Annotated in this window: 20 protein-coding genes and 1 tRNA gene; 12 read left to right on the forward strand and 9 right to left on the reverse strand. The window is 67.7% G+C overall.

The genetic code is table 11. From position 1 onward, the window contains the following. Positions 1 to 78: 78 nt before the first annotated feature. Both AC5RVG_RS16445 and AC5RVG_RS16450 read left to right on the forward strand, forming a co-directional pair. Positions 79 to 834 (forward strand): uracil-DNA glycosylase, encoded by a 756-nt coding sequence (locus AC5RVG_RS16445; protein ID WP_494014694.1) that lies wholly within the window; start codon positions 79 to 81, stop codon positions 832 to 834. Between the two features lie 332 nt (positions 835 to 1,166). After that, positions 1,167 to 2,054 carry a siderophore-interacting protein gene (locus AC5RVG_RS16450; protein ID WP_494014695.1) on the forward strand — a complete coding sequence of 296 codons (888 nt, stop codon included), beginning with the start codon at positions 1,167 to 1,169 and terminating at the stop codon, positions 2,052 to 2,054. Positions 2,055 to 2,177: 123 nt separating this feature from the next. Here the strand turns inward: AC5RVG_RS16450 and AC5RVG_RS16455 are convergent, their stop codons facing one another. Then, a complete protein-coding gene (locus AC5RVG_RS16455; RefSeq protein WP_494014696.1) occupies positions 2,178 to 3,806 on the reverse strand; it encodes a threonine/serine exporter family protein in 1,629 nt (542 codons plus the stop codon). Between the two features lie 138 nt (positions 3,807 to 3,944). Further along, the gene (locus AC5RVG_RS16460) at positions 3,945 to 5,474 is read right to left on the reverse strand and encodes a sialidase family protein (protein WP_494014697.1); all 1,530 of its coding nucleotides are present in this window, start codon (positions 5,472 to 5,474) and stop codon (positions 3,945 to 3,947) included. 151 nt (positions 5,475 to 5,625) lie between these two features. Here AC5RVG_RS16460 and AC5RVG_RS16465 point away from each other — a divergent pair, with 151 nt between their 5' ends. The 5 genes from AC5RVG_RS16465 to AC5RVG_RS16485 all read left to right on the forward strand — a co-directional run bounded on the left by AC5RVG_RS16465 (position 5,626) and on the right by AC5RVG_RS16485 (position 11,283). Next, positions 5,626 to 7,026 (forward strand): OFA family MFS transporter, encoded by a 1,401-nt coding sequence (locus tag AC5RVG_RS16465; RefSeq protein ID WP_494014698.1) that lies wholly within the window; start codon positions 5,626 to 5,628, stop codon positions 7,024 to 7,026. A 1-nt stretch (position 7,027) separates the two neighbouring features. Further along, a complete protein-coding gene (locus AC5RVG_RS16470; protein WP_493968694.1) occupies positions 7,028 to 7,129 on the forward strand; it encodes an MFS transporter small subunit in 102 nt (33 codons plus the stop codon). Positions 7,130 to 7,279: 150 nt separating this feature from the next. Continuing rightward, a complete protein-coding gene (locus AC5RVG_RS16475; RefSeq protein ID WP_494014699.1) occupies positions 7,280 to 8,698 on the forward strand; it encodes a lipase maturation factor family protein in 1,419 nt (472 codons plus the stop codon). A 78-nt stretch (positions 8,699 to 8,776) separates the two neighbouring features. After that, on the forward strand, positions 8,777 to 9,814 hold the full coding sequence (locus AC5RVG_RS16480) for an LLM class flavin-dependent oxidoreductase (RefSeq protein ID WP_494014700.1): 1,038 nt from the start codon (positions 8,777 to 8,779) through the stop codon (positions 9,812 to 9,814). Positions 9,815 to 10,017: 203 nt separating this feature from the next. Continuing rightward, positions 10,018 to 11,283, forward strand: coding sequence for a CAP domain-containing protein (locus tag AC5RVG_RS16485; protein WP_494014701.1), 1,266 nt, complete (start codon positions 10,018 to 10,020; stop codon positions 11,281 to 11,283). A gap of 106 nt (positions 11,284 to 11,389) precedes the next feature. Here the strand turns inward: AC5RVG_RS16485 and AC5RVG_RS16490 are convergent, their stop codons facing one another. Next, positions 11,390 to 11,554 (reverse strand): hypothetical protein, encoded by a 165-nt coding sequence (locus tag AC5RVG_RS16490; RefSeq protein WP_494014702.1) that lies wholly within the window; start codon positions 11,552 to 11,554, stop codon positions 11,390 to 11,392. A 56-nt stretch (positions 11,555 to 11,610) separates the two neighbouring features. Further along, positions 11,611 to 12,129, reverse strand: coding sequence for a hemerythrin domain-containing protein (locus AC5RVG_RS16495; protein ID WP_494014703.1), 519 nt, complete (start codon positions 12,127 to 12,129; stop codon positions 11,611 to 11,613). Between the two features lie 309 nt (positions 12,130 to 12,438). Here AC5RVG_RS16495 and AC5RVG_RS16500 point away from each other — a divergent pair, with 309 nt between their 5' ends. Further along, complete coding sequence (locus AC5RVG_RS16500; RefSeq protein WP_494014704.1) at positions 12,439 to 13,041, forward strand: NADPH-dependent FMN reductase; 603 nt, start codon at positions 12,439 to 12,441, stop codon at positions 13,039 to 13,041. A gap of 124 nt (positions 13,042 to 13,165) precedes the next feature. On the opposite strand, the gene AC5RVG_RS16505 is transcribed toward AC5RVG_RS16500, so the two are convergent. Continuing rightward, positions 13,166 to 13,651: a general stress protein gene (locus AC5RVG_RS16505; RefSeq protein WP_494014705.1), complete on the reverse strand. Its 486-nt coding sequence runs from the start codon at positions 13,649 to 13,651 to the stop codon at positions 13,166 to 13,168. Between the two features lie 96 nt (positions 13,652 to 13,747). Between AC5RVG_RS16505 and AC5RVG_RS16510 the strand changes: the two genes are divergently transcribed. Both AC5RVG_RS16510 and AC5RVG_RS16515 read left to right on the forward strand, forming a co-directional pair. Continuing rightward, positions 13,748 to 14,284 (forward strand): MarR family winged helix-turn-helix transcriptional regulator, encoded by a 537-nt coding sequence (locus AC5RVG_RS16510; RefSeq protein WP_494014706.1) that lies wholly within the window; start codon positions 13,748 to 13,750, stop codon positions 14,282 to 14,284. A gap of 134 nt (positions 14,285 to 14,418) precedes the next feature. Beyond that, the gene (locus AC5RVG_RS16515) at positions 14,419 to 16,023 is read left to right on the forward strand and encodes a phospholipase D family protein (RefSeq protein WP_494014707.1); all 1,605 of its coding nucleotides are present in this window, start codon (positions 14,419 to 14,421) and stop codon (positions 16,021 to 16,023) included. A gap of 78 nt (positions 16,024 to 16,101) precedes the next feature. Here AC5RVG_RS16515 and AC5RVG_RS16520 read toward each other — a convergent pair whose 3' ends face one another. Further along, positions 16,102 to 17,133: a GmrSD restriction endonuclease domain-containing protein gene (locus AC5RVG_RS16520; RefSeq protein WP_494014708.1), complete on the reverse strand. Its 1,032-nt coding sequence runs from the start codon at positions 17,131 to 17,133 to the stop codon at positions 16,102 to 16,104. Positions 17,134 to 18,078: 945 nt separating this feature from the next. Here AC5RVG_RS16520 and AC5RVG_RS16525 point away from each other — a divergent pair. Continuing rightward, positions 18,079 to 18,267 (forward strand): hypothetical protein, encoded by a 189-nt coding sequence (locus AC5RVG_RS16525; RefSeq protein ID WP_494014709.1) that lies wholly within the window; start codon positions 18,079 to 18,081, stop codon positions 18,265 to 18,267. A 106-nt stretch (positions 18,268 to 18,373) separates the two neighbouring features. On the opposite strand, the gene AC5RVG_RS16530 is transcribed toward AC5RVG_RS16525, so the two are convergent. Beyond that, complete coding sequence (locus AC5RVG_RS16530) at positions 18,374 to 18,676, reverse strand: hypothetical protein (protein ID WP_494014710.1); 303 nt, start codon at positions 18,674 to 18,676, stop codon at positions 18,374 to 18,376. Between the two features lie 169 nt (positions 18,677 to 18,845). Between AC5RVG_RS16530 and AC5RVG_RS16535 the strand changes: the two genes are divergently transcribed. Next, entirely contained in the window at positions 18,846 to 19,052 is a 207-nt protein-coding gene (locus tag AC5RVG_RS16535) for a DUF4177 domain-containing protein (protein ID WP_494014711.1), read from the forward strand. A 189-nt stretch (positions 19,053 to 19,241) separates the two neighbouring features. Here the strand turns inward: AC5RVG_RS16535 and AC5RVG_RS16540 are convergent. Both AC5RVG_RS16540 and AC5RVG_RS16545 read right to left on the reverse strand, forming a co-directional pair. Further along, positions 19,242 to 19,315 (reverse strand) — tRNA-Thr (locus AC5RVG_RS16540). Positions 19,316 to 19,438: 123 nt separating this feature from the next. Next, entirely contained in the window at positions 19,439 to 20,311 is an 873-nt protein-coding gene (locus tag AC5RVG_RS16545; protein WP_494014712.1) for a DsbA family protein, read from the reverse strand. Positions 20,312 to 20,395 lie beyond the last annotated feature (84 nt).

Genomic DNA, 20,395 nt, shown 5'->3' on the forward strand with positions numbered 1-20,395 from the left:
CCGGGCCGGTCCCGGCCCGGCGGGCGGCGTGCGCCACCGGATTGCCTGCCGGCGGGTGGTTTCCGCAAAGATGGAACTGTGAACTACGACGACGGTGCCCTCTTTCCGCTGCCAGCCCACCCGCCCGCCGCGGACCTTGGCGCCCCGTACCCGTTTGCCTCCCCCCGGGAGCTCTCCGCCGTGATTCATCCCGAGTGGGCCGAGGTGCTCGCTCCGGCCGAACCCCTGCTCTGGGATCTGGCCTCCTACCTTGACGGCGAGCGCGCCGCCGGAAAGACCTTGCTGCCCGCTCCGGCCAACGTGTTGCGGGCATTCCAGCGGCCGCTGTCCAAGGTCAAGGTCCTGATCGTCGGCCAGGACCCCTATCCCACGCCGGGGCACTCGATCGGACTGGCCTTCGCCGTCGAACGGCACGTGCGTCCGCTGCCGCGCAGCCTGGCCAACATCTACCGGGAACTGCAGATGGATTTGGGCATCCGGCCGCCCCAGCACGGCGACCTGAGCGCCTGGAGTGACCAAGGCGTGCTGATGCTTAACCGCGCGCTGACCGTGGAGGCGGGCAAGGCCGGCTCCCACCGCAACAAGGGGTGGGAGCAGGTCACCGAACTCGCGGTCCGGGCGCTGGCTCAGCGCGGCGGCCCGCTGGTGGCACTGCTCTGGGGACGCGAAGCCCAGCAGTTGGCTCCGGTACTGGAGCAGGTGCCGCGGATCGAGACGGTGCACCCCAGCCCCCTGTCGGCCTCCCGCGGATTCTTTGGGTCGCGGCCCTTCAGCCGGGTTAACGAATTGTTGGCCGCCCAGGGCGCCGAACCGGTGCACTGGGAGCTGCGCTGAGCTGGGCCGCTCAGCCGGGCCTCGAGTCGCGTCGTGCAGCTGGGCGACGTGGGCTGCCGGCTGGCAGGCGCCGGGACGTTTTGTCCATGTTTTGCGCGCGGCTCCGGCGTCGCCGCAGGTCAAGGCCTTACCGGTTTCCAAGACATGGACAGTTTCGGCCAAACATGGACAGCTGGGACCTTGCCCGAACCGCTGAGGCCAAGGGGTTCGCGGTGGGGGTCCGTGCGTTCCTGGGGGCGCGTGTGACCTTCACCATCCGCAAATTGGGATTACCCGACCGGTGGATTAGGTTCTCCTTAGTAGCAGTTTCCCTTCGTCAGGAGTAGTGCAGGATGCAGACACAACCGGCAGCAGCCCCCGCCCGTGCGGGACGGAGCGCTCGGCCGCCGCGGGTGCAGACGAATCTCCAGGTGACGCGCACCGAGTGGATTTCACAGCACATGGTCCGGGTCTACGCCGGCGGCGAGGCGTTCGATTCGTTCGCCGAACGGTTTGCTGCCAAGGACGCCACCGACCAGTACATCAAGATCATCTTCCTGGACCCCACGCTCGATGTGGAGCTCCCGGTCAACGTCGCGGAGCTGAAGGAAACCCTTCCGGCCGACAAGCTGCCCGTCACCCGCACCTACACCGTGCGCCGGCTGGACCGCGACACCCGCGAGGTAGTGGTCGACTTTGTGGTCCACGGCGACGAAGGCCTCGCCGGACCCTGGGCCGCGCGGGCCAAGCCGGGCGACTGGATGATGTTCAACGGACCCGGTGGCGCGTACCGGCCCGATCCCGACGCAGACTGGTACCTTTTGGCCGGCGACGACGCGGCGCTGCCGGCAGTTGCCGCCGCCATTGAGGCACTGGCTCCGGACGCGCGCGGCCATGCCTTCCTGGAAGTGGATTCCGAGGCGGACGTGCAGGAGCTGGGCGCTCCGGCCAACCTGGAAATCCACTGGCTGTTCCGGCGCGGCCAGACGCCCGGGACCGCTACCCTGCTGCGCGACGCCATAGCCGGCCTGGACTGGCCCGACGGCCGCGTGGATGCATTCGTCCACGGCGAGCGCGACGAGGTGAAGTCCCTGCGCGATGTCCTGTTCAAGGACCACGGGTTGTCCCGCGATCAGGTCTCCATCTCGGGTTACTGGGCCTACGGCCGGGCCGAAGACGCCTTCCAGGCGGAGAAGCGCACGCCGGCGGGCCAGATCTTCCCGGAGAACTACCCGGCCTGAGCCGGGATCATCCGGGGCTCCCGGCGCCCATCCCCCGGCGCCCACTCCGAGCGCCCATCCCCCGGCGCCCACCCCGGCCCCCGGCGCCGGGCAACCCATCCCGCACCGGCGGATCCTGCGTCCTTAGCGGCGACGGGCCCGCCGGTTTTCGTTCGAGCCCAGCCCCTTGGTGAACGGCCGGGCCAAGTTGTCGCCGAGCACGGTACCGCCGGCGATGGCCAGGATCACCGTCAGCGCACCGAACAGCCCCAGGATGCCGTTGAACGGCGCCTCCGAGTTGACGGTCAACTCGAAGATCGACCGGAACACGGACAGCCCGGGCAGCAGGAACAGCACGGCCGGCACCGCCACCACCAGCTGCGGCGAGCCCATCCGCAGGCCCACGATGCGCCCGAGGAACCCGATCACCACGGCCCCGACGGCCGGGCCGATCCGGTCGCCGATCCCCGCCCACACCGCGAGATCGTAGATCAACAGCCCGACCAGCCCGACGGCGGCCGTGGGCAGCAGCATGTTCAGCTTGGTCTGCTCGGTCATGCTGAGGGCAATGGTTGACACCACGAGCAGCAGCGCCCGCACCACGTAGGGGTACTGGCCCTGGCCCTCCACAAAGACTTCGGGCAGGCTGACGCCGAGCATCGAGCCGCCCACCAGCCCCACGGCGACGCCGGCGGCAATCGCAGCGAAGGTAAAGAAGGCCGAGAGATAGCGTCCCGACGCGGTGACCGGGAAGCCGTTGATCGCATCCTGGGTGGCGGAGACCAGCCGACCGGTCGGCAGGAGGAACAGGATGCCGCCGGCGATCACCAGCGACGGGCTCATCGGCACGTGCAGCGTCCAGAACAGCAGCGCCATGACGGTGGCCAGGCAGGCGCCGATGCCGGTGATGAAGAAGTCCGGCATCCGCCATTTGCTCAGCTTCCGCCCGACCAAACCCATCAGCACGGTGGAGATGCCGCCCACCAGGGCCGCGAAGACGCTGCCGCCGAGGAAGGCAATGATGAAGCCGGAGAACACGCCGCCGGCCGCGATGGCCATCCACCGGGCGAAGGGCTTGGGGCGCGAGGTAATCTCCTGCAGCCGTTCCTTCGCCTCGCTGCGCCCCACCCCGCCGTTGACGATGTCGGTGACCAGTTCGTGCACCAGGGACAGGCCGGCGTAGTTGTTGGTCCAGGACCGCACCACCCGCATCACGGTAATGGGAATCGTGTCCGGTTTGGCGTAGTTGATCACCACGGACTGGTTGGTGATGTCCACGTCGATGTCGCTGAGCCCGAAGGCCGCGGTCACGGCGATGATGCTGGTTTCCACCTCCAGCGCGCCGGCCCCGTAGCGGAACATGGTTTCCGCCACGTCCAGGGCAAAGTCCAGCGTGATGCGGGCGGAGGCATCGACCCCGGCCGTCTGGATCATCGGGTTCGCGTAGGGGCTGCCGGCCAGCCTCTCGACGATGCTCATCGGCGCGGTGGGCGGCGCCTCGCCCTGCACGAGCTTGCGCAGCATCCGTCGGGCCGCCGCGTTCGAGCGCGAGGCTGCCGCGGAGGCGGGCAGCGGCGCGGTGCCGCTGGGAACGGGCTTGACCTGCTTGGCTACCGGCCGGTCCGTCGGACGTGGCACCGGAGGGTGGGTGCTCTGGGGCCCAGCGGCCGAACCGGCGCGTCCGGTGCCGGCGCCGCGGCCGGCGTCGTTGGCCGGGATGTTTTTCGGCTTGATGATCGGCAGCATTCCCGCCTGCGGAGTCATGGGTGACATGGATTCCTGGTCTGGGTCCTTGTCCTGCAATCCCTCTCCGTTCTGCGTCTCTGCCACCGCCGGGCGGCGCTCGTTGATCCCGGGTTAAATCCTTGCACACCTCGCCGGGAGGGCGCCGGGATGGTGCCGAGGCGCGCGTCACGTCTCGCGGATTTCACCGCTGACGACGTCGATGCTGAACTCCCGCGTGCGGCTCGCCACCGGGGCACCGCCGGAAGGTTCGTCCGCCGGGACCGCGGTGCAGGAGAAGGAAACGGTCAGGCCTCCGGCCGCGACGTCCGCGCGCGTCACCGTGCGGACAGGATGGAGGTAGCTGGCTTCTCCGCCGGGGCCCAGGTCCTGGGGCGGGAAGTCGGCGGCGTTGTCGAACCCGCCGGCCAGCCGCACCCTCAGGTGCTGCGGTCCCAGCATCTTTGCCCGCCCGGCAAAGACCAGCACATCCCCGGCGCGGTGGCCGGGCTCCGGTCCGCCCCCGGCCGGGCTGCGGACCTCCTCCAGCACCATGTCGAAGCGCAGCGGGTAGTCCTTGGGCACCGGCAGCGGCCCGGTCACGGGGCCCGGCCCCGCCGCGTCGTCGTCGTCCCGGGCCGTGACGGCCCCGCGCGGCCAGGCCGCCAGCAGCCGCCCCGGATCTGCGGTGGCGTAGACGATCTCGCGTCCGCCCTGCCGCTGGTACAGCACCCCGATGCGGCCGTCCGGCAGCCGCACCGCGGCCGGCCCGCTGGCACCGCTCCCGTAAACGGTGAGCTTGTGCGGCCACGAGTGCCCGTTGTCCCGAGAGAGGCTGAGTACCACGTTGCGGGGCAGCAGCGGGTCCTGGCAGTTGGCGGCCAGCAGCCAGCGGTCGCTGGCCGGTGCGGCCAGCCCGCCCACGGCCGGCAGCCCGTCGAAGCGGACCAGGGAGCCGCTGCTCCCGGGATCGGACAGTTCGTCGACCGGCTGCAGCGGCCCGTAGCTGTGCCCGCCGTCGTCAGAGACCGCGGCCAACCGCCGGGGAGCAGCCCAGGTATGCAGCAGTACCCGGCCGTCGGTCAGGCAGACGGCGGCACCCCCGCCGTCCTCCGCGGCCGGGCCGGAGTCCTGCGCCGGCAGCGGCTTTCCCAAGGTCCAGGTGTCCCCGTGGTCGTCGCTGTAGCAGGAGGCGGCCCCCGCGCCCGCGCCCTCGGCCATCACCGCGAACAGCACCAGCAACCGCCCGGCGTATCGGCCGGCGTGCACGCCGGTGCCCGGCCCGGCAGCGGCGAGCCGCGTGATCGCGTCCGAGGCGGGCCGCGGGGCGACCGACCGGTGCTGCCAGGTGGCGCCGTCGTCGTCGGAAGACAGCAGTTCGAAGCGCCGTGCGGCGGCCGCGGGGTCCGGCCCCGCTTCGCCGCCTCCGGCCGCTGCGACGAAGGCCAGGAAAATCCGCCCGGTTGCGGGGTCGGAGAACAGGCCCGGCCGGCCAGCCGCGTGTCCGGACGTGTCCGCCCACGCCACCTGCTGCGGTTCCCAGGTCGCGCCGCCGTCGAAACTGCGGCGCAGCAGCAGGTCGCCGGTCGAAGGCGGCCGGCCCTGCCTGCCCAGACCTGCATAGGCGACGACGGCGCTGCCCGCCGGAGTCACGGCGAGCACCGGAGCCCGGTACTGCCGGTAGCCCTCCACGCCCCGAACGGCGAGGACCTGTTCCATTCCTCCACCGTACCGGCCGCGGCGCCCCGAGGGCAGTGCCGGACGACACGCCGGATCAATCCGGTTGCCTGGCCCAACCATCGGCCACTATGTGAACTGAAGCACACGTTGCAGTTCTGCTCGCACCCCTCTCCTGAAAGGACGCCCGACGATGAGTTGGTTGGACCGATCGCATACGATCGCCCCTCCGGGCTTTAACCGCTGGCTGATTCCGCCGGCTGCGCTGGCCGTGCATTTGTGTATCGGCCAGGCCTACGCGACCAGTGTGTACAAGAACGCCCTGGTCGCCCACTTCGACGTCAGCCTGACCGAGATCGGCATCATCTTCTCCATCGCCATGGTCATGCTCGGGCTCTCCGCCGCCGTCATGGGCACCTGGGTGGACCGCAACGGTCCGCGCATGGCGATGTTCACCTCCGCGGTGTTCTGGAGCTCCGGCTTCCTGGTCGGCTCGATGGGTATCTTCACCGAACAACTCTGGCTGGTCTACCTGGGCTACGGCGTGATAGGCGGCATCGGCCTGGGCATCGGCTACATCTCCCCCGTATCCACCCTGATCAAGTGGTTCCCGGACCGCCCCGGCCTGGCCACCGGCATGGCGATCATGGGCTTTGGCGGCGGCGCGCTGATCGCCAGCCCGGTCTCCACCGCACTGCTGCAATTCTACGACCCCAGTTTCGACGGGACCCCGGGCTGGGTGGCCAGCGGCGACGCCGTCGGCAAGCTGTTCCTGACCCTGGCCGTGGTGTACCTGGCCTACATGCTGTTCGGTGCCTTCACGATCAAGGTTCCGGCGGACGGCTGGAAGCCCGAAGGCTTCGACGCCTCGAAGGTCAAGGCCAAGGCCCTGGTCACCACGGCGAACGTATCGGCGAAGAATGCCATCAAGACCCGCCAGTTCTGGCTGGTCTGGGTCGCCCTGTTCTGCAACGTCACGGCAGGCATCGGCATCCTGGAGCAGGCCTCCCCGATGATCCAGGACTTCTTCCGCCAGCCCGACGGCGTTTCGCTGGTGTCCGCGGGCGTTGCGGCCGGATTCGTGGGGCTGCTCTCGATCGCGAACATGGGCGGCCGGTTTGTCTGGTCCACCACCTCCGACTACCTGGGCCGCAAGAACAACTACATGCTGTACCTGGGCGTCGGCGCCGCCCTGTACGTGGTGCTCGCCCTGTTCGGCTACACCTCCACCGGGCTGTACGTGCTGCTGGCGGCCGTCATCATCAGCTTCTACGGCGGCGGCTTCGCCACCGTGCCGGCCTACCTGCGCGACCTGTTCGGCACCTTCCAGGTGGGCGCCATCCACGGCCGCCTGCTCACGGCCTGGTCCGCCGCCGGCATCGCCGGGCCGTTGATCGTCAACGCCTTTTTGGATGCCCAAGGCAAGCCGGGCGAGTTGACGGCGCAGGCCTACCAGCCGGCCCTGCTCACCATGGTGGGCCTGCTGGTCATCGGTTTCATTGCCAACCTGATGGTCAAGCCGGTGGACAGCAAGTACCACGAGACACCGGCCAGGGATGCCGGCGAAGCCGCGATGGCCGGAAAGGAGGCCTGAGATGAAGAAAGCACAAGTAGCCCTCGGCTGGGTGCTGGTCGGCGTGCCGCTGCTCTACGGCGTCAGCCAGACGCTGCTGAAGGTCTCCGCGCTCTTCGGCTGACCCAACTGGGCACCTACCCCACTGCGCACCTACTCCGCGTCACCGCTTCGCCGGCCCACCTGGTGAAGCTCAACCCCCGGCAGGCCCGGCTCCTTCGAGCCGGGCCTGCTGCTTGACAGCGGACCGGCCGGTCGTAGCGTTGGACATGCCATGGAATGGTTCAGTGCCGAGGGATTCGAGCTGGCGCGGCAGGTGCTGCAGCGGGGCATCGCCGCGGTGTTCCTGATCGCCTTCGCCTCGGCGCTGGCCCAGTTCCCGGCCCTGCTGGGCGAACACGGGCTGCTGCCCGTGCCCCGGTTGCTGGAGCGAAGAACCCCGCGCGGCTTCACCCTCTTCCGTTGGGGATACACGGACCGCCGGCTGCGCGCGGTGGCGTGGGCCGGCGTCGTCATCGCAGCCCTGTTGGTGGCCGGCCTGCCGCAGCTGGGACCGCCGTGGCTGCCGATGATCGCGTTCCTGGCCCTGTGGTTCCTGTACATGTCCATCGTGAATGTGGGCCAGACGTTCTACGGCTTCGGCTGGGAGACGCTGCTGCTCGAGGCCGGCTTCCTTGCCGCCTTCCTGGGCTCGGACCGGGTGGCGCCGCCGGCCCCGGTGCTGTGGCTGTTCATCTGGCTGGTGTTCCGGCTGGAGTTCGGTGCCGGCATGATCAAGATGCGCGGCGACCCGGTCTGGCGGGACTTGACCGCCCTGTACTACCACCACGAGACCCAGCCGATGCCCAATCCGGCCAGCTGGTTTTTCCACCACCTGCCCAAACCGCTGCACAAGGTGGAGGTGGCCGGCAACCACTTTGCCCAGCTGGTGGTGCCGTTCTTCCTGTTTTTCCCGCAGCCGGTGGGCAGCATTGCCGCCGCGGTCGTGATCGTCACGCAGCTCTGGCTGGTGGCGTCGGGCAACTTCGCGTGGCTGAACACCCTGACCATCCTGCTCGCCTTCGCGGCAGTGTCCGACGACGCGGTGCAGGCCATCCTGCCGGTGGGTGACTTCACGCCGGAGTATCAGCAGGAACCGGTGTGGTTCACCGTTGTGGTGCTCGCGGTGTGCGCCCTGCTGGTGTACCTGAGCTATTGGCCGTTGAAGAACCTGTTCAGCCGGCACCAGCTGATGAACGCCAGTTTCAACAGCTGGCACCTGGCCAATGCCTACGGCGCCTTCGGCTCCATCACGCGGGAGCGTTACGAAGTGGCCGTGGAAGGCTCCGCCGACGGCGTCCACTGGCGCGAGTACGGGTTCAAGGGCAAGCCCGGAGACCCGCAGCGGATGCCGCGGCAGTACGCGCCCTATCACTTGAGGCTCGACTGGCTGATGTGGTTCCTGGCGCTGGGCTCCCGCGGTGAGAACTGGTTCATCCCGCTGCTGGTGCGGCTGCTGGAAGCCGACAAGGCCACGCTGAAGCTGCTCAGGCACGATCCGTTCGACGGCGTGCGGCCGCTCTACGTGCGCGCGACGCTCTACCACTACCGGTTTTCCACCTGGGCAGAAAAACGAAGCACCGGCCAATGGTGGATCCGCCGGGAGTCCGGCCAGCTGGTCCCCCCGCTCTCCCGCCCGCGCGCCGCGGAATAACCCGGGCCGGCCCGCGGTTGCCGCCAGTAGACACCATGCATATGCATATATGCCCCACCCATGAAAGGCGGCCACCGCGTGGCACAGACAATCGAACTCGGGCTGGACACCTTCGGGGACGTCACCACCGGAGCCGACGGCAAGCTCCTGCCGCACGATGAGGTCATTCGGAACGTGATCGCCGAAGCGAAGTTGGCCGACGAGGTCGGCCTGGACTTCATCGGCATCGGCGAGCACCACCGTGAGGACTTCGCCGTGTCGGCCCCCGATGTGGTGCTGGCCGCGATCGCCGGCCAGACCAGCCGCATCCGGCTGGGCTCGGCCGTGACCGTGCTCAGCTCCGACGACCCGGTCCGGGTGTTCCAGCGCTTCTCCACCCTGGACGCCGCCTCGAACGGCCGCGCCGAGGTCATCCTGGGCCGCGGCTCGTTCACGGAGTCCTTCCCGCTGTTCGGCCTGGACCTGGCCGACTACGACGTCCTCTTCGACGAGAAGCTCCACCTCTTCACCGAACTGCTCAAGGAAGAGCCCGTCACCTGGGCCGGCCGCACCCGGCCGCGGCTGGACAACAAGCGGATCTACCCGCCCACGGCGTCCGGCAGCCTGAAAACCTGGATCGCCGTCGGCGGCACCCCGCAGTCGGTGGTCCGCGCGGCCCACTACGGCCTGCCGCTGATGCTGGCCATCATCGGCGGGGCGCCGATGAACTTCGCCCCCTTCACCGAGCTCTACCAGCGTGCGCTGGACCAGTTCGAAAAGCCGGCGCTGCCCGTTGGAGCGCACTCCCCCGGCTACATCGCGGACACGGACGAGCAGGCCCGCGAGGAGATGTGGCTGCCGTATGCGGACATGCAGGAGCGGATCGGCCGCGAGCGCGGCTGGAGCCGGATGACCCGCGGCCAGTTCGAGGCCGAGGCGGGCCCGGACGGCGCCCTGTTCGTCGGCTCCCCGGAGACCGTGGCCACCAAGATCGTGAAGGTCGTCAAGGGCCTGGGCCTGTCCCGCTGGGACATGAAGTACAGCCTGGGCACCCTCCCGCACGGGAAGCTGATGAACTCCATCGAGCTCTACGGCACCAAGGTGGCGCCGCTGGTGCGGGAGCGGCTGGCGGAGTAGTCAACCGGGCGGGCGGGGCTGGCGCGCGTCAGCGCTCGAGGGCGGCGGGAGGCTTCGCGGGGAAGCCTCCCGCCGTCGTCGTGCTCGCCTTGGTGCCGATTTTTCGGGCGGGCGTCATTTCTTTGCGCGCGGGGACGTCTGCCGAGGTCTCACCGTCGTGGTTTTAACGTTCAACCCGTACCCTGAATGGTGTGCGCGTTCTTGTGAAACCTTTTATTGCCATCATCCTGCTGCTCGCCCTCGTTTTCGCGGGTGTGGCCCCGGCTTCGGCCGTCACCAGGAACGCGCAGGATCCGTTCGTGGCCGAGGTTTTGCGGCTGACCAACCTTTACCGCGCGCAGAACGGCCTCTCGCCCGTGGTCTGGAACCAGAACGTTGGCAATGTTGCCCAGCAGTGGTCCGAGGAGCTGAACACGCGGATCAACAAGAACACGCTGGACATGAACAAGATCCATCGCCCGGGCTACGGCAGCAAGGAAATCCCGCCCGGTTTCGACTGGTACACCGAGAACATCGCCATCAACAACTCCGCCCGCGAGGTGGTGGACTGGTGGATGAACTCCCCCGCGCACCGCGCCGGCCTGCTCAGCCCCAACGCCACGGACATCGGCGTGGGGTATATGAAGACCACGCACAAGGACTGGTACGGGATGTACGTGGCGGTGGCGAACATGGCCGGCTACGCAACCACCCGGGCAACGCTGCCCCCGCATCCGGGCATGGTCCGCGCCAGCTTCCAGCACGGCGACGTCGCGGCCATCGACTCCGCGGGGAACCTCTACGCCTACGACTCGGCCAAGGGCCACGACCTTTACAAGCGCCGGCTTGTGGCGAGCGGGTTCAAGGGAGTGTCACAGGTGCAGGTGGCCGACTGGAACGCCGACGGCGTGCTCGATGTGGTGGTGCGCTGGAAGTCCGGCAAACTGACGGCTCACTTCGGCAAGCCGGACGGCGGACTGGAAAGTGCCGCCACCATCGGATCCAGCGGGTGGGGAAACTACGACGTCACCGTTACCGCGTGGAAACAGGCCGACCCCTACCCTGCGCTGCTGGCCCGCAACACCGACACCGGCCGGCTCTACTACTATCCGAACCCGGCAGGGCTCAAGCACGGCAGCCGCACGCTGCTGGGCACCGGCTGGAAGTCCCTGCCGATCTTCACGGCCGACATCGACGGCGACGCCAAAATGGACGTCGTCGCCAAGACACCCCAGGGCCAGCTCAAGCTGTACCGGTCCAACGGCGCCGGTAAGTTCATTTCCGAGACCAGGCGGATCATCGGCTCCTCGGGCTGGAACGCGATGACGCATCTGTCCCTGATCCGGGACCATTTGGGCGACGGAAAGCAAGGTGTGCTGGCCCGCGACTCCCGCGGTAATCTGTACCACTACCCGGTGCTGATCAACAGGCTTGGCTCACGGGCCGTCATCGGCGTCGGCGGCTGGCAAACCCTGATCATCGGCAGCTGACGGCGAGCGCCCGGGGACCGAGGGCCGGCGGCGCTCGGCCGCGCTCCTGACCTGCGCGCGCCGGGTGGTCCTGCGGAGTTAGCCCTGCGGAGCTGGTCCTGCCGGGCTACTCTTCCCCGCCCAGGGGCTGCTCCCCTTCCGCCCCGGGGCCGTCCTTGTCCGCCGGCAGGTTTTCTTCGAGGTCCCGGTCGATCTCCGATCCGGGTTCGATGACGATGCCGTCTTCGTTCTGCGGGATGTCCGGATCCAGTTCCGGGCGGTCTTCGCTCACAGCATTGCTCCCTTCACCGTCGCTTACGTGTTGGCTCCTCAGCCGCCGGCATGCCCTCACCCGTGGGCGCGCTTGTTCTCGTCCGGCGCGTGCACGTGCGTGCCGCCGACGAGTTCCACCAGGCCCTCCACCGCCGAGGACAAGGACAGATCCGGAGTCCGGGCGATGAAAGGCACCAGCAGCCTGTTTTCCTTCTCGATGTGCAGTGCGAACACGCTGCACATCGAGGCGGCCACCGTGGCCGTCTCCATTCCTTCGGCGCCCCGGAGTTCGTCCAGCAGCGAGGCCAGCGCAGTATGGTCGGCCAGCAGCGACTCCACCAGGAGCCGGGCTTCCCCGGTTGCCCCGGCCGGCCCGTACAGTTGGGCTTCTTCCAACTCGGCGTGCGGCAACATCTCCCGTTCGCCCCACTCCAGCAGTATGCCGTGTGCGTTGTAGACGGTGTCTTCGTCTCCGGTGTCGAGGGCCCGGGTGAGTTCCGCCGTCGTCGCCTGCAGCCGGGCCAGCATCTCCCTGTGGTGGCGAACGACGGCGGCCGCGGCCGCGTTCTCTGCCTCGACGCTGCTGTCGGTCACCGCATGCTCCTCTGGTCGAGGTGGGGCCGCCTGCAGGCGGACCGGGTCTGTCCATTGTCGACGCGGGCAGGCGGGCTGTCGAGGGTCAGGCCGCCCCAGCCACCCAGCGCCCGAGGGCTGCGATCATGCGGGCTCCGCCGGGAAACGTGCGGAGGATCCTGCCGATCGTAGTGCCGCTCCGTCCGCTGCTCTGGCGGCGTGCGGCACGTCGTGCTAGTACGGGAGTGGCCTGACAATCGCCGGGCCGGGTCAAGTCCGGGCCTCAGGATGTATGCCGGCTCCGGCCGGCTGACTGGAAGGAAAACCGTCATGCCCAACTATCGGATCGGATATTTTGTCGGGAGCCTGGCCAGCGGCTCCATCAACCGGACTCTTTCGAAGGCGCTGATTAAGCTTGCCCCGGAGGGTATTGAGTTCAACGAGATCCCCATCCGGGACCTCCCCCTCTACAACTCGGATTACGACGCCGACTACCCCGCCGAGGGCCGGGCACTGAAGGAAGCGGTGGAGGCCTCCGACGGCATCCTTTTCATCTCACCCGAATACAACCGGTCCATCCCCGGAGCTTTGAAGAACGCCATCGACTGGGGGTCCCGCCCGTGGGGGACCAACTCCTTCGCCCGCAAGCCCACCGGCATCATCGGCGCTTCCCCGGGAGGCATCGGCACCGCCGTCATGCAGTCGAGCATGCGCAGCGTTCTCAGCTTCCTGGACGCCCCGCAGCTCAACGCCCCCGAGGCCTACATCAGCTTCAACCCGGACATTTACGGCGACGACGGCGAGGTCAGGGACGAGTCCACGCAGGCCTTCCTGCGCCACTACATGGAGGAGTACTCCGCCTTCGTCCAGCGTGTCCTTGACGCGAACGCCGCCGGACACATTGGAGACGAGGACCCCGAATCCCGCAAGTGACGCCACAACGGTGGTGGATGCGGTCGTTCCGCTAGCCACGGGTCAGAGGTGGGCCCGACGAGGGTGAACCGCTCCCGGGGCTCTCCCGCGGTTTACCGGAGGGGACGCCCGCCCCTCGGGCAGGCTACCGGTTGGCGATGGCAGCCGCCGTGGCGAAGTAGTCGGCGTCGACCATGACGGCGTAGCGCTCGGCTTCGAGGGACTTGACCGACTTGAAGTCCCGGCGTCCGCCGGTGCTCCAATGCCCGATAAAACCGAAAACGGCCCCCCATACGGCTGCGATGACGACGCTTCCCAGCAGTACGCTCAGCCAGACAATGCCGGGGACGAAGAGCCCGAACAGAAGTCCGATGAGCAGGCCGAACCAGGCGCCGCCCGCAGCTCCGGCCAGCGCAGCCTTGCCCTTGGTCATCCGGCCCGTAACCTGCTCCACGCTGCTGATGCCGAGGCCGACAATGCGCACGTGCTCCACCGGGAACTTCTCATCCGAGAGGCGGTCCACCAGGCGCTGCGCCTGCAGGTAGTCCTTGAACTCGGCGAGCACGGCTGAGGTTCCCTGAGCCGCCGGACCGGAAACAGTCGACTGATGCTGGAATGATGTGGTGGTCATGTTCCTACCTCCAATGGTGTTGTCTTTGTGGACGCATCAAGTTTAGCAAATTTAGTTAGGTTAGCCGAACCGAATCTTTCTGGATAGGCTTCTCCCATGACCGATACAGCGACACAAGCGGGCGACGGCGACAGGCCGACATCAGGAGTGCAGGTCCGTCACGGCTTCGCCCTGATGCTCCAGTGGGCCAGCAGGAAAAAAATCCGAGACTTCGTCTTCGGCCCGGCAGCCGCTGACCTCTCACCAACCGATACGGCGCTGCTGGAATACCTCACCGGGAACGGCCCGATGCGCCTTTCGGACCTGGCCGCACAGTGGGGAGTGAATAAATCGACCATGAACCCGCAAGTCCGCCGGCTTGAAGGCAGAGGACTGATCGATCGCCAACCTGACCCCGCGGATCGCCGCGCCACCCTTCTTGGCACATCAGCCAGGGGAATCGAACTGCAAAGGCAAATCGGCGAGGCCGGCGCGGCGGCCTTCGACGAAATCCTTTCCACGTGGTCGCCTGAAGACCGGGAAATCCTCGGCGCAATGCTGGTCCGCTTTGCCAAAGAACTTTCCGCAGCCACGCCCCGGCTTTTCCAGTACGGCTCACACGGGGCTTCCTTGCCCGAGTCCACCCGGGAATGACCCGGGAAGCACTCCCGCTGAAAGCACCTGTCGCAAGTCATTGCAGCCGCTAAGCCGAGCCCGGTGTGGCATCCCGGACCCGGTTCGGGGGGCTGTGCATTGCCGGTGCCGGGGCGGGCGGGCATGATGCTGAGATGAGGCTGGCGGGAGAAGCGACCGGCTCTTCTCTCGAACACTGGCTGTTGTCGGGGGCCGAGCGGGGCAACGACGCTACACAGCTGCTCCCATGGACGGCCGGCAACGAGGTGCGCGTGCTTGTGCACGGCCGGGAGTATTTCCCGCTCCTGGCCGCTGAGTTGCATGCCACGGGGCCGGGGGACCTGGTCCTGCTTGCCGGGTGGCGGATGGACGCCGACGAGCTGCTCACCGCTGGCCTGACCGTGACGGAAGCACTGAGCCGCAGCGCGCGGCGCGGAGCCACGGTCAAGGGGCTCCTGTGGCGATCCCATCCCTCCTGGATAGTGGGCACGCTGGGACAGAACCGGGAGTTGGCCGCCGACATCAACGCCTCGGGTGCCGAGATGCTGCTCGACCACCGCGTTCGCAGATTCGGCAGTCACCACCAGAAGTTCGTGGTCATCCGGCGCGCGGCCCATCCTTCCACCGACGTCGCCTTCGTGGGCGGGATGGATCTGGCCCGGTCCCGCCGCGACGACGAGACCCATCGAGGGGACCCGCAGCCCCGCAGATTTGCCCGCGCCTACGGACCGACTCCGGCATGGCACGATGTGCAGCTGCTGCTGCGCGGACCGGTCGTCCTTGAGGTGGAGAAGGTGTTTCGTGAGCGCTGGGACGACCCCGCACCGATGGCACGCTTGCCATGGCACCGGCTGCCGGACATGATCCGCGGCCTCCGGCAGCAGGCTTCCCCCTTGCCTCCCCCGCGGCCGGCACCGCCTGCCGCGGGTGACTGCGAGGTGCAGTTGCTGCGCACCTACCCCAAACGCTCTCCGGGCTACCCGTTCGCACCCGGCGGCGAGCGCAGCGTGGCCCGCGATTACGCGAAGGCGCTGCGGCGAGCACGACAGTTGGTCTACGTGGAGGACCAGTATCTGTGGTCAGCCGACGTCGGCCGGGTCTTCGCGGAAGCCCTGCGCCGCAATCCCGGCCTCCATGTCATCGCAGTCTGCCCCCGCTTCCCGGACCAGGAGGGCAGGCTCAAGGTTCCACCGGCGCTGTTCGGTCAGGGTTTGTCCTGGCGCATGGTGCACGACGCCGGAGGCGACCGGCTGCTGATGCTGGACATCGAAAACGGGCAGGGCTGGCCAATCTACGTCCACTCGAAAGTCTGCGTGGTCGACGACGTCTGGGCCGCCGTGGGCAGCGCCAACCTGAACCGGCGATCCTGGAGCCACGATTCCGAACTCACGGCCGCCGTGCTCGACGAACAGCGCGACCCGAGGCCACCGGCAGACCCGGCAAAACTCGGTGACGGCGCCCGCCCGTTCGCCCGTGACCTGCGCCTGCGGCTACTCTGCGAACATCTGGGACGCGTCCCCGGCGATAATGCTGACCTCCTCGATCCCCGCGAGGCTGTACGCGCCGTCCGCTCAAGCGCCGACGAGCTCGATGCCTGGCATCGTGCAGGTCGTTTGCTGCCGCGGCCGCAAGGACGGCTGCGCTCCCATAGCCCGGCGGAGGGATCCCCTTGGCAGCGCCGGTTGGCAGCCCCGGCCTACCGGCTCCTCTTCGACCCGGACGGCCGCCCCCTCCGGATGAGACTGCGGCGCCGTTACTGACCGTCATGCCACCGCTGCGGCGCCGGCCCCTCGTGGAAACCATGTCTCGGGCGATTCAACCGCGCTCGTTAGCTCTCGTCAGCTCTCGCAGCCGACGCCGTCGCCGTCGCGGTCGAATTTGGTGTCCCAGCCGGGGTCGCCCGCCCGGATCGGGGCCGCGCCGGCTTCCTTCACGGCGGTGCAGTTCTTGTAGAACACGTTCCCGCCGGCTGGCGCCTCTTGGACAGGCGCCGGTGCAGGCTGTTGCTTTGGCTCAGGAGCGGGCTTGGGTGCCGCCGGCTCGGCTGCCACTGGCACGTCCACTCCCCCGTCGGCCGGGACCGGTTGGTCCGGGCAGGACGTGGAGAGGATGTTCTTGATGGTGTCGTGCTCGGCCTGGGTCATCCAGAGTCCGTACTTGGCTTTAACGGCGGTCTGCAGGGCCACGTACTCGCAGCGGAACGCCTTGTTCGGCGGCAGCCAGGTCGCGGCGTCGCCGTCGGACTTGGAGCCGTTGGTGGGTCCGTCCACCGCCAGCAGATTCAGCGGGTCGTTGGCGAAGACTTCGCGCTGGTTCTTGGCCAGCCGCTGGGCACCCTTCTGCCAGGCGTCCGAGAGGGCGACGACGTGGTCGATCTGGACGGCGGTGCTGGTCTTGTTGCCGCGGACGAAGTCGATGGTCGTGGCGGTGAAGGGATCGGCCAACACCCCTGAGGTAACCACACAGCCGCCGGCCTTGAGAACCGTGTAGTCCAGATCGCGCTGGAGGATGTCATTACGGGCGTCGCAGCCGTTGCGGTCCGGATCCAGCCAGCCGTCACCGAACTGGTCGCGCGAGTATCCGGTCTTCGGGGCGCGGCCCTTGATCGCGATGCTTTCCAGTTGTTCCAGGGCGGTGCCGGCGCCGGCAGGCTCCTCCTCCGGTTCCTGCGCCGGCGGGGCCTTGGGCTCCTCCGTCTTCTTGGTGGGTTCCGGGGTTTCGGGAACCCGGGTCGGTTCGGGGCTGTCGGTCACCTCGATGGTCGGGGCGACCAGGGGCTGGTCCGCTTCGGCGGGCGAGGTGCAGCCGGACAGCAGGATGGCCAGCGCCAAGCCGGCAAGTGCGAGGGGTTTCTTCTTCTCCATGTCCATTCATTCCTACGGCAGACGCCTCATCCCGCCCGGATGGACACGCCGAAGCGGCAGGCATATGAAGGTGGAGCAGAGCGGAGGGAAATCACTGATCGATCAATAGTCTTCGCGGTGGGGAACAAGCCGCAGACAAGGATCGGTTCCGCGGTTCAAAGGCTCCGGAGCGGGCAGGGGGCAAACAACCGTGAGCACCATGGAAGCTGCTTCAACCCGCCGGTTCCATGCTCCCGTTTATCGCGGTCCCCTGGTGTGACGTCCTGGGCCGCGACGGAACCTCGGCCGGGTCAACCGCCGGGCGGGCCGCAGCCGCACTGTCGCCGCGGTTACTCCACCGACACCCGCCGGCGCTGGCAGGAGAGGATTCCCGGCCCCTTCCGGGACTACCTTCTTCCTGGCCCGGCGGGCAGCTGCCAGGCCGGATGGGGAGCGGCGGTGCGGCGCAACGGGTCGGCCTTCCCGTCGATTCGGCACAAGCACCAGCACCATAAAAGGGGCAAAGGCGAGCACGAGGTCGATAACGAAAAGGGTGACTTCCATGGCCAACTCCTACCCTTGGCTCTTAGGGTAGGCGCCGATTGGCGGGCACACAATGGGTTGAGGTGCTGGCCCGGGGATCGGTGACGGCAGAGCCTCGCGCCGCCCCAATTTAGAGCCAATCCTGCGACGGCGGATGGTCACCGTGACGCCTTTCCTGACCCCTCACATCCTTCGCCCCTCGCCCCTCAGTTCTCGCCCCTCGCCCCTCAGTTCTCGCCCCTCGCCCCTCAGTTCTCAGCCCTCAGCCCTCAGCCCTCAGCCCTCAGCCCGTGCCATATGATGATCCGCTCCTTGCCTCCTGTGGACCCGAATCCGTGCCGGTCCCGGCAACGCCGCTGGAAATCTCCGATCCTGTCAGAGGCCGGTGTTAGGTTGGCAGCAACCTCAGATGGAGAGAAGGAGGACGAGATGGCCACGACACATTCCCGCGGCATCGGAATCGACTTCATGGATCCCAACTCGTGCGGCCGCTGCGACGCCTGCGACGAACTGCCCGCACCGGTGATCTGCGAGGACTGCTGCTATGACGAGGAGGGCAACTTCGTCCGGCTCGTTGAATGGCCCTGCCCCGAGGTGAAAGCCGTCAAGGCAGCCTAGGGACAGCCCCGTTGGCAGGGCTCGTGACCCGCTGGAGCCTGTGAGCGTTACCGGCCGATTTCTTCTGCTGCATAGAGAAGCCCCGCACTCGGTGCGAAGCTGTCTGCTAAAGGATGGCGCTGAAGAGCGCCATCCATACCAGCGCACCAAAGATGGCCCCGGCGAGGATGGGCAGCATGGCGATGACAATCGCCCAGACTCCCGGTTTCCTGCCCGCATTCTTGGAGAGCGCCACGAGGCCAGCGATCAGTCCTGCCAGCAACGGCAGCAACGACGCCCACATGAGCACCCAGATTGTCGGCAGCAGCAGGCCGGCCAGGAATAGTGCCAGGCCAAGGAGAGATAGTCCCAGGGCGAGCCTGCCGGTCCTCTGATCCGCGGCTTGTGCGTGAAGTCGTTCAATCTGCACGACTGGTCCAATCTGTCCGGGGGGGGTCAAGCTGAGAAGAAGGCTATACCAATCTGCTGACTGGCCGGCAGCGGCACGACGCCAAGCATGTAGGAGAGCCTTTAGAGGGCCGTACCCGACGCATCGAGTAGCATTGCTCCCAATTGCCCCGCAGCGGAAGGAACGTTTCATGAAATATGTCGTTTTGCAGGTAATCCTCAAAGAGAAGCTGCTCGGAACCGGCTCGGGCAACTTGGAATCCCTCGAGCAAGCCATCAACGAGCAGGCTGCGAAGGGCTACCGGCTCCACACCATCACCACCGCGAGCAGCGGCAGCAAGGGTTTCGGCGGCGGTGACCGCATCCAGGCAACGATGGTGTTCGAAAGCCTCACATAAACACCAAACGGGCTGACCGGCCCGAACACCGAAAGGCGCCCCTCCTCCGGTGAAGGAGCGGGGCGCCGCTGTATTGCAGGACCCTCAGTGCCTTCGGACGGCGGGTGCGCAGGCTGGTTTTGGCTGCCGTCGCAACGCGAGAAACCCCTCTCGACCAGCTTTTTGCCTAGTCAGAGAGGGGTTCATCGGAGCCCCCTGCCGGATTCGAACCGGCGACCCCCTGTTTACAAGACAGGTGCTCTGGCCAACTGAGCTAAGGAGGCGTGCTGGCCGAAGGGCCAGCGTGCCGGACAAAACCGGCTAGATAAGGTTAGCCCAGGCGGCGGCCCTGCGTGAAACCGCAGCAGCCGCCGCCCGGTGCGGCCGGGACCAGCCCGGCGGATGGCTTAGGCGCGGGCGTCGATGATGCCCTGGGCGAACTCCTGGAAGTTGCCGGAGTTCGTCCACTTCTGGCCGTCAACGAAGACCGCCGGGGTGCCGCCGACCTGGTATTCGTTGAACGTCTGGTTGACGAACGCGGTCCAGGGGCGGAATTCGCCGTCGTCAATGCAGGAGGCAACGTCGGTGGCTCCCGCGCTTTCGGCGATGCTCGTCAGGGTGGCGTTGTCCAGGCCGGCCCCGCCTTCCGTCGGCTGCTGCGCGAAGAGCTGGGTCAGGTAGCCGTTGAAGGCCTCGGGGTGGGAGTCGGCCACGCAGGCCACGGCGTTGGCTGCCCGGGACGAGTAGTTGGTGGTGGACACGCGGTCGAGGAAGGTCGCCACCCGGTACTCCACGGTCGCCTCGCCGGAGGAGGTGAGGTCGGTCAGGTACCCGCCGTACTGTCCTTCGAAGTCCTTGCAGACCGGGCAACCCATGTCCACGTACACCACGATGTTCGCCGGTTCGCCCTCGGGCGCGGCAGCAACGCCCGCCGGCACGATGGTGTCGCCCTCGGTGGAGGCCGGCTCCGGGATGTTGTTCACGTCGACCTGGATGGGCTCGGTGGCCGCCAGGCCGTCCTGCGTGACGGTGTACCCGCCGAACTCGTTGCCGTGGGCCGGCGCGGCACCGACGTCGGCGACCTGTCCGCGCTGGTTGGAGATGACAACCCCGGCGATCACCGCGATGATCACCAGGACAGCGACGACCACCCCGCCCTTGACCAGCAGCGAGTTCCGCTTTTCGCGCTTCTGCTGCTCTTCGCGTATCTGGCGGGCCTTCTCGCGGGCCGCAGCAGTGCGCTCGGCCTTGGTCGACTTAGGGCTGTTTTGGGTAGCCATGGATCCTCGCGTCTTGTTGGTCTGCTTCGCCCAGGCAGGGCACTACAGGTCTAGTTTAGTTGCAACTTCAATGTTCAGGCGGAA

It is taken from the genome of Arthrobacter senegalensis, from assembly GCF_059091765.1.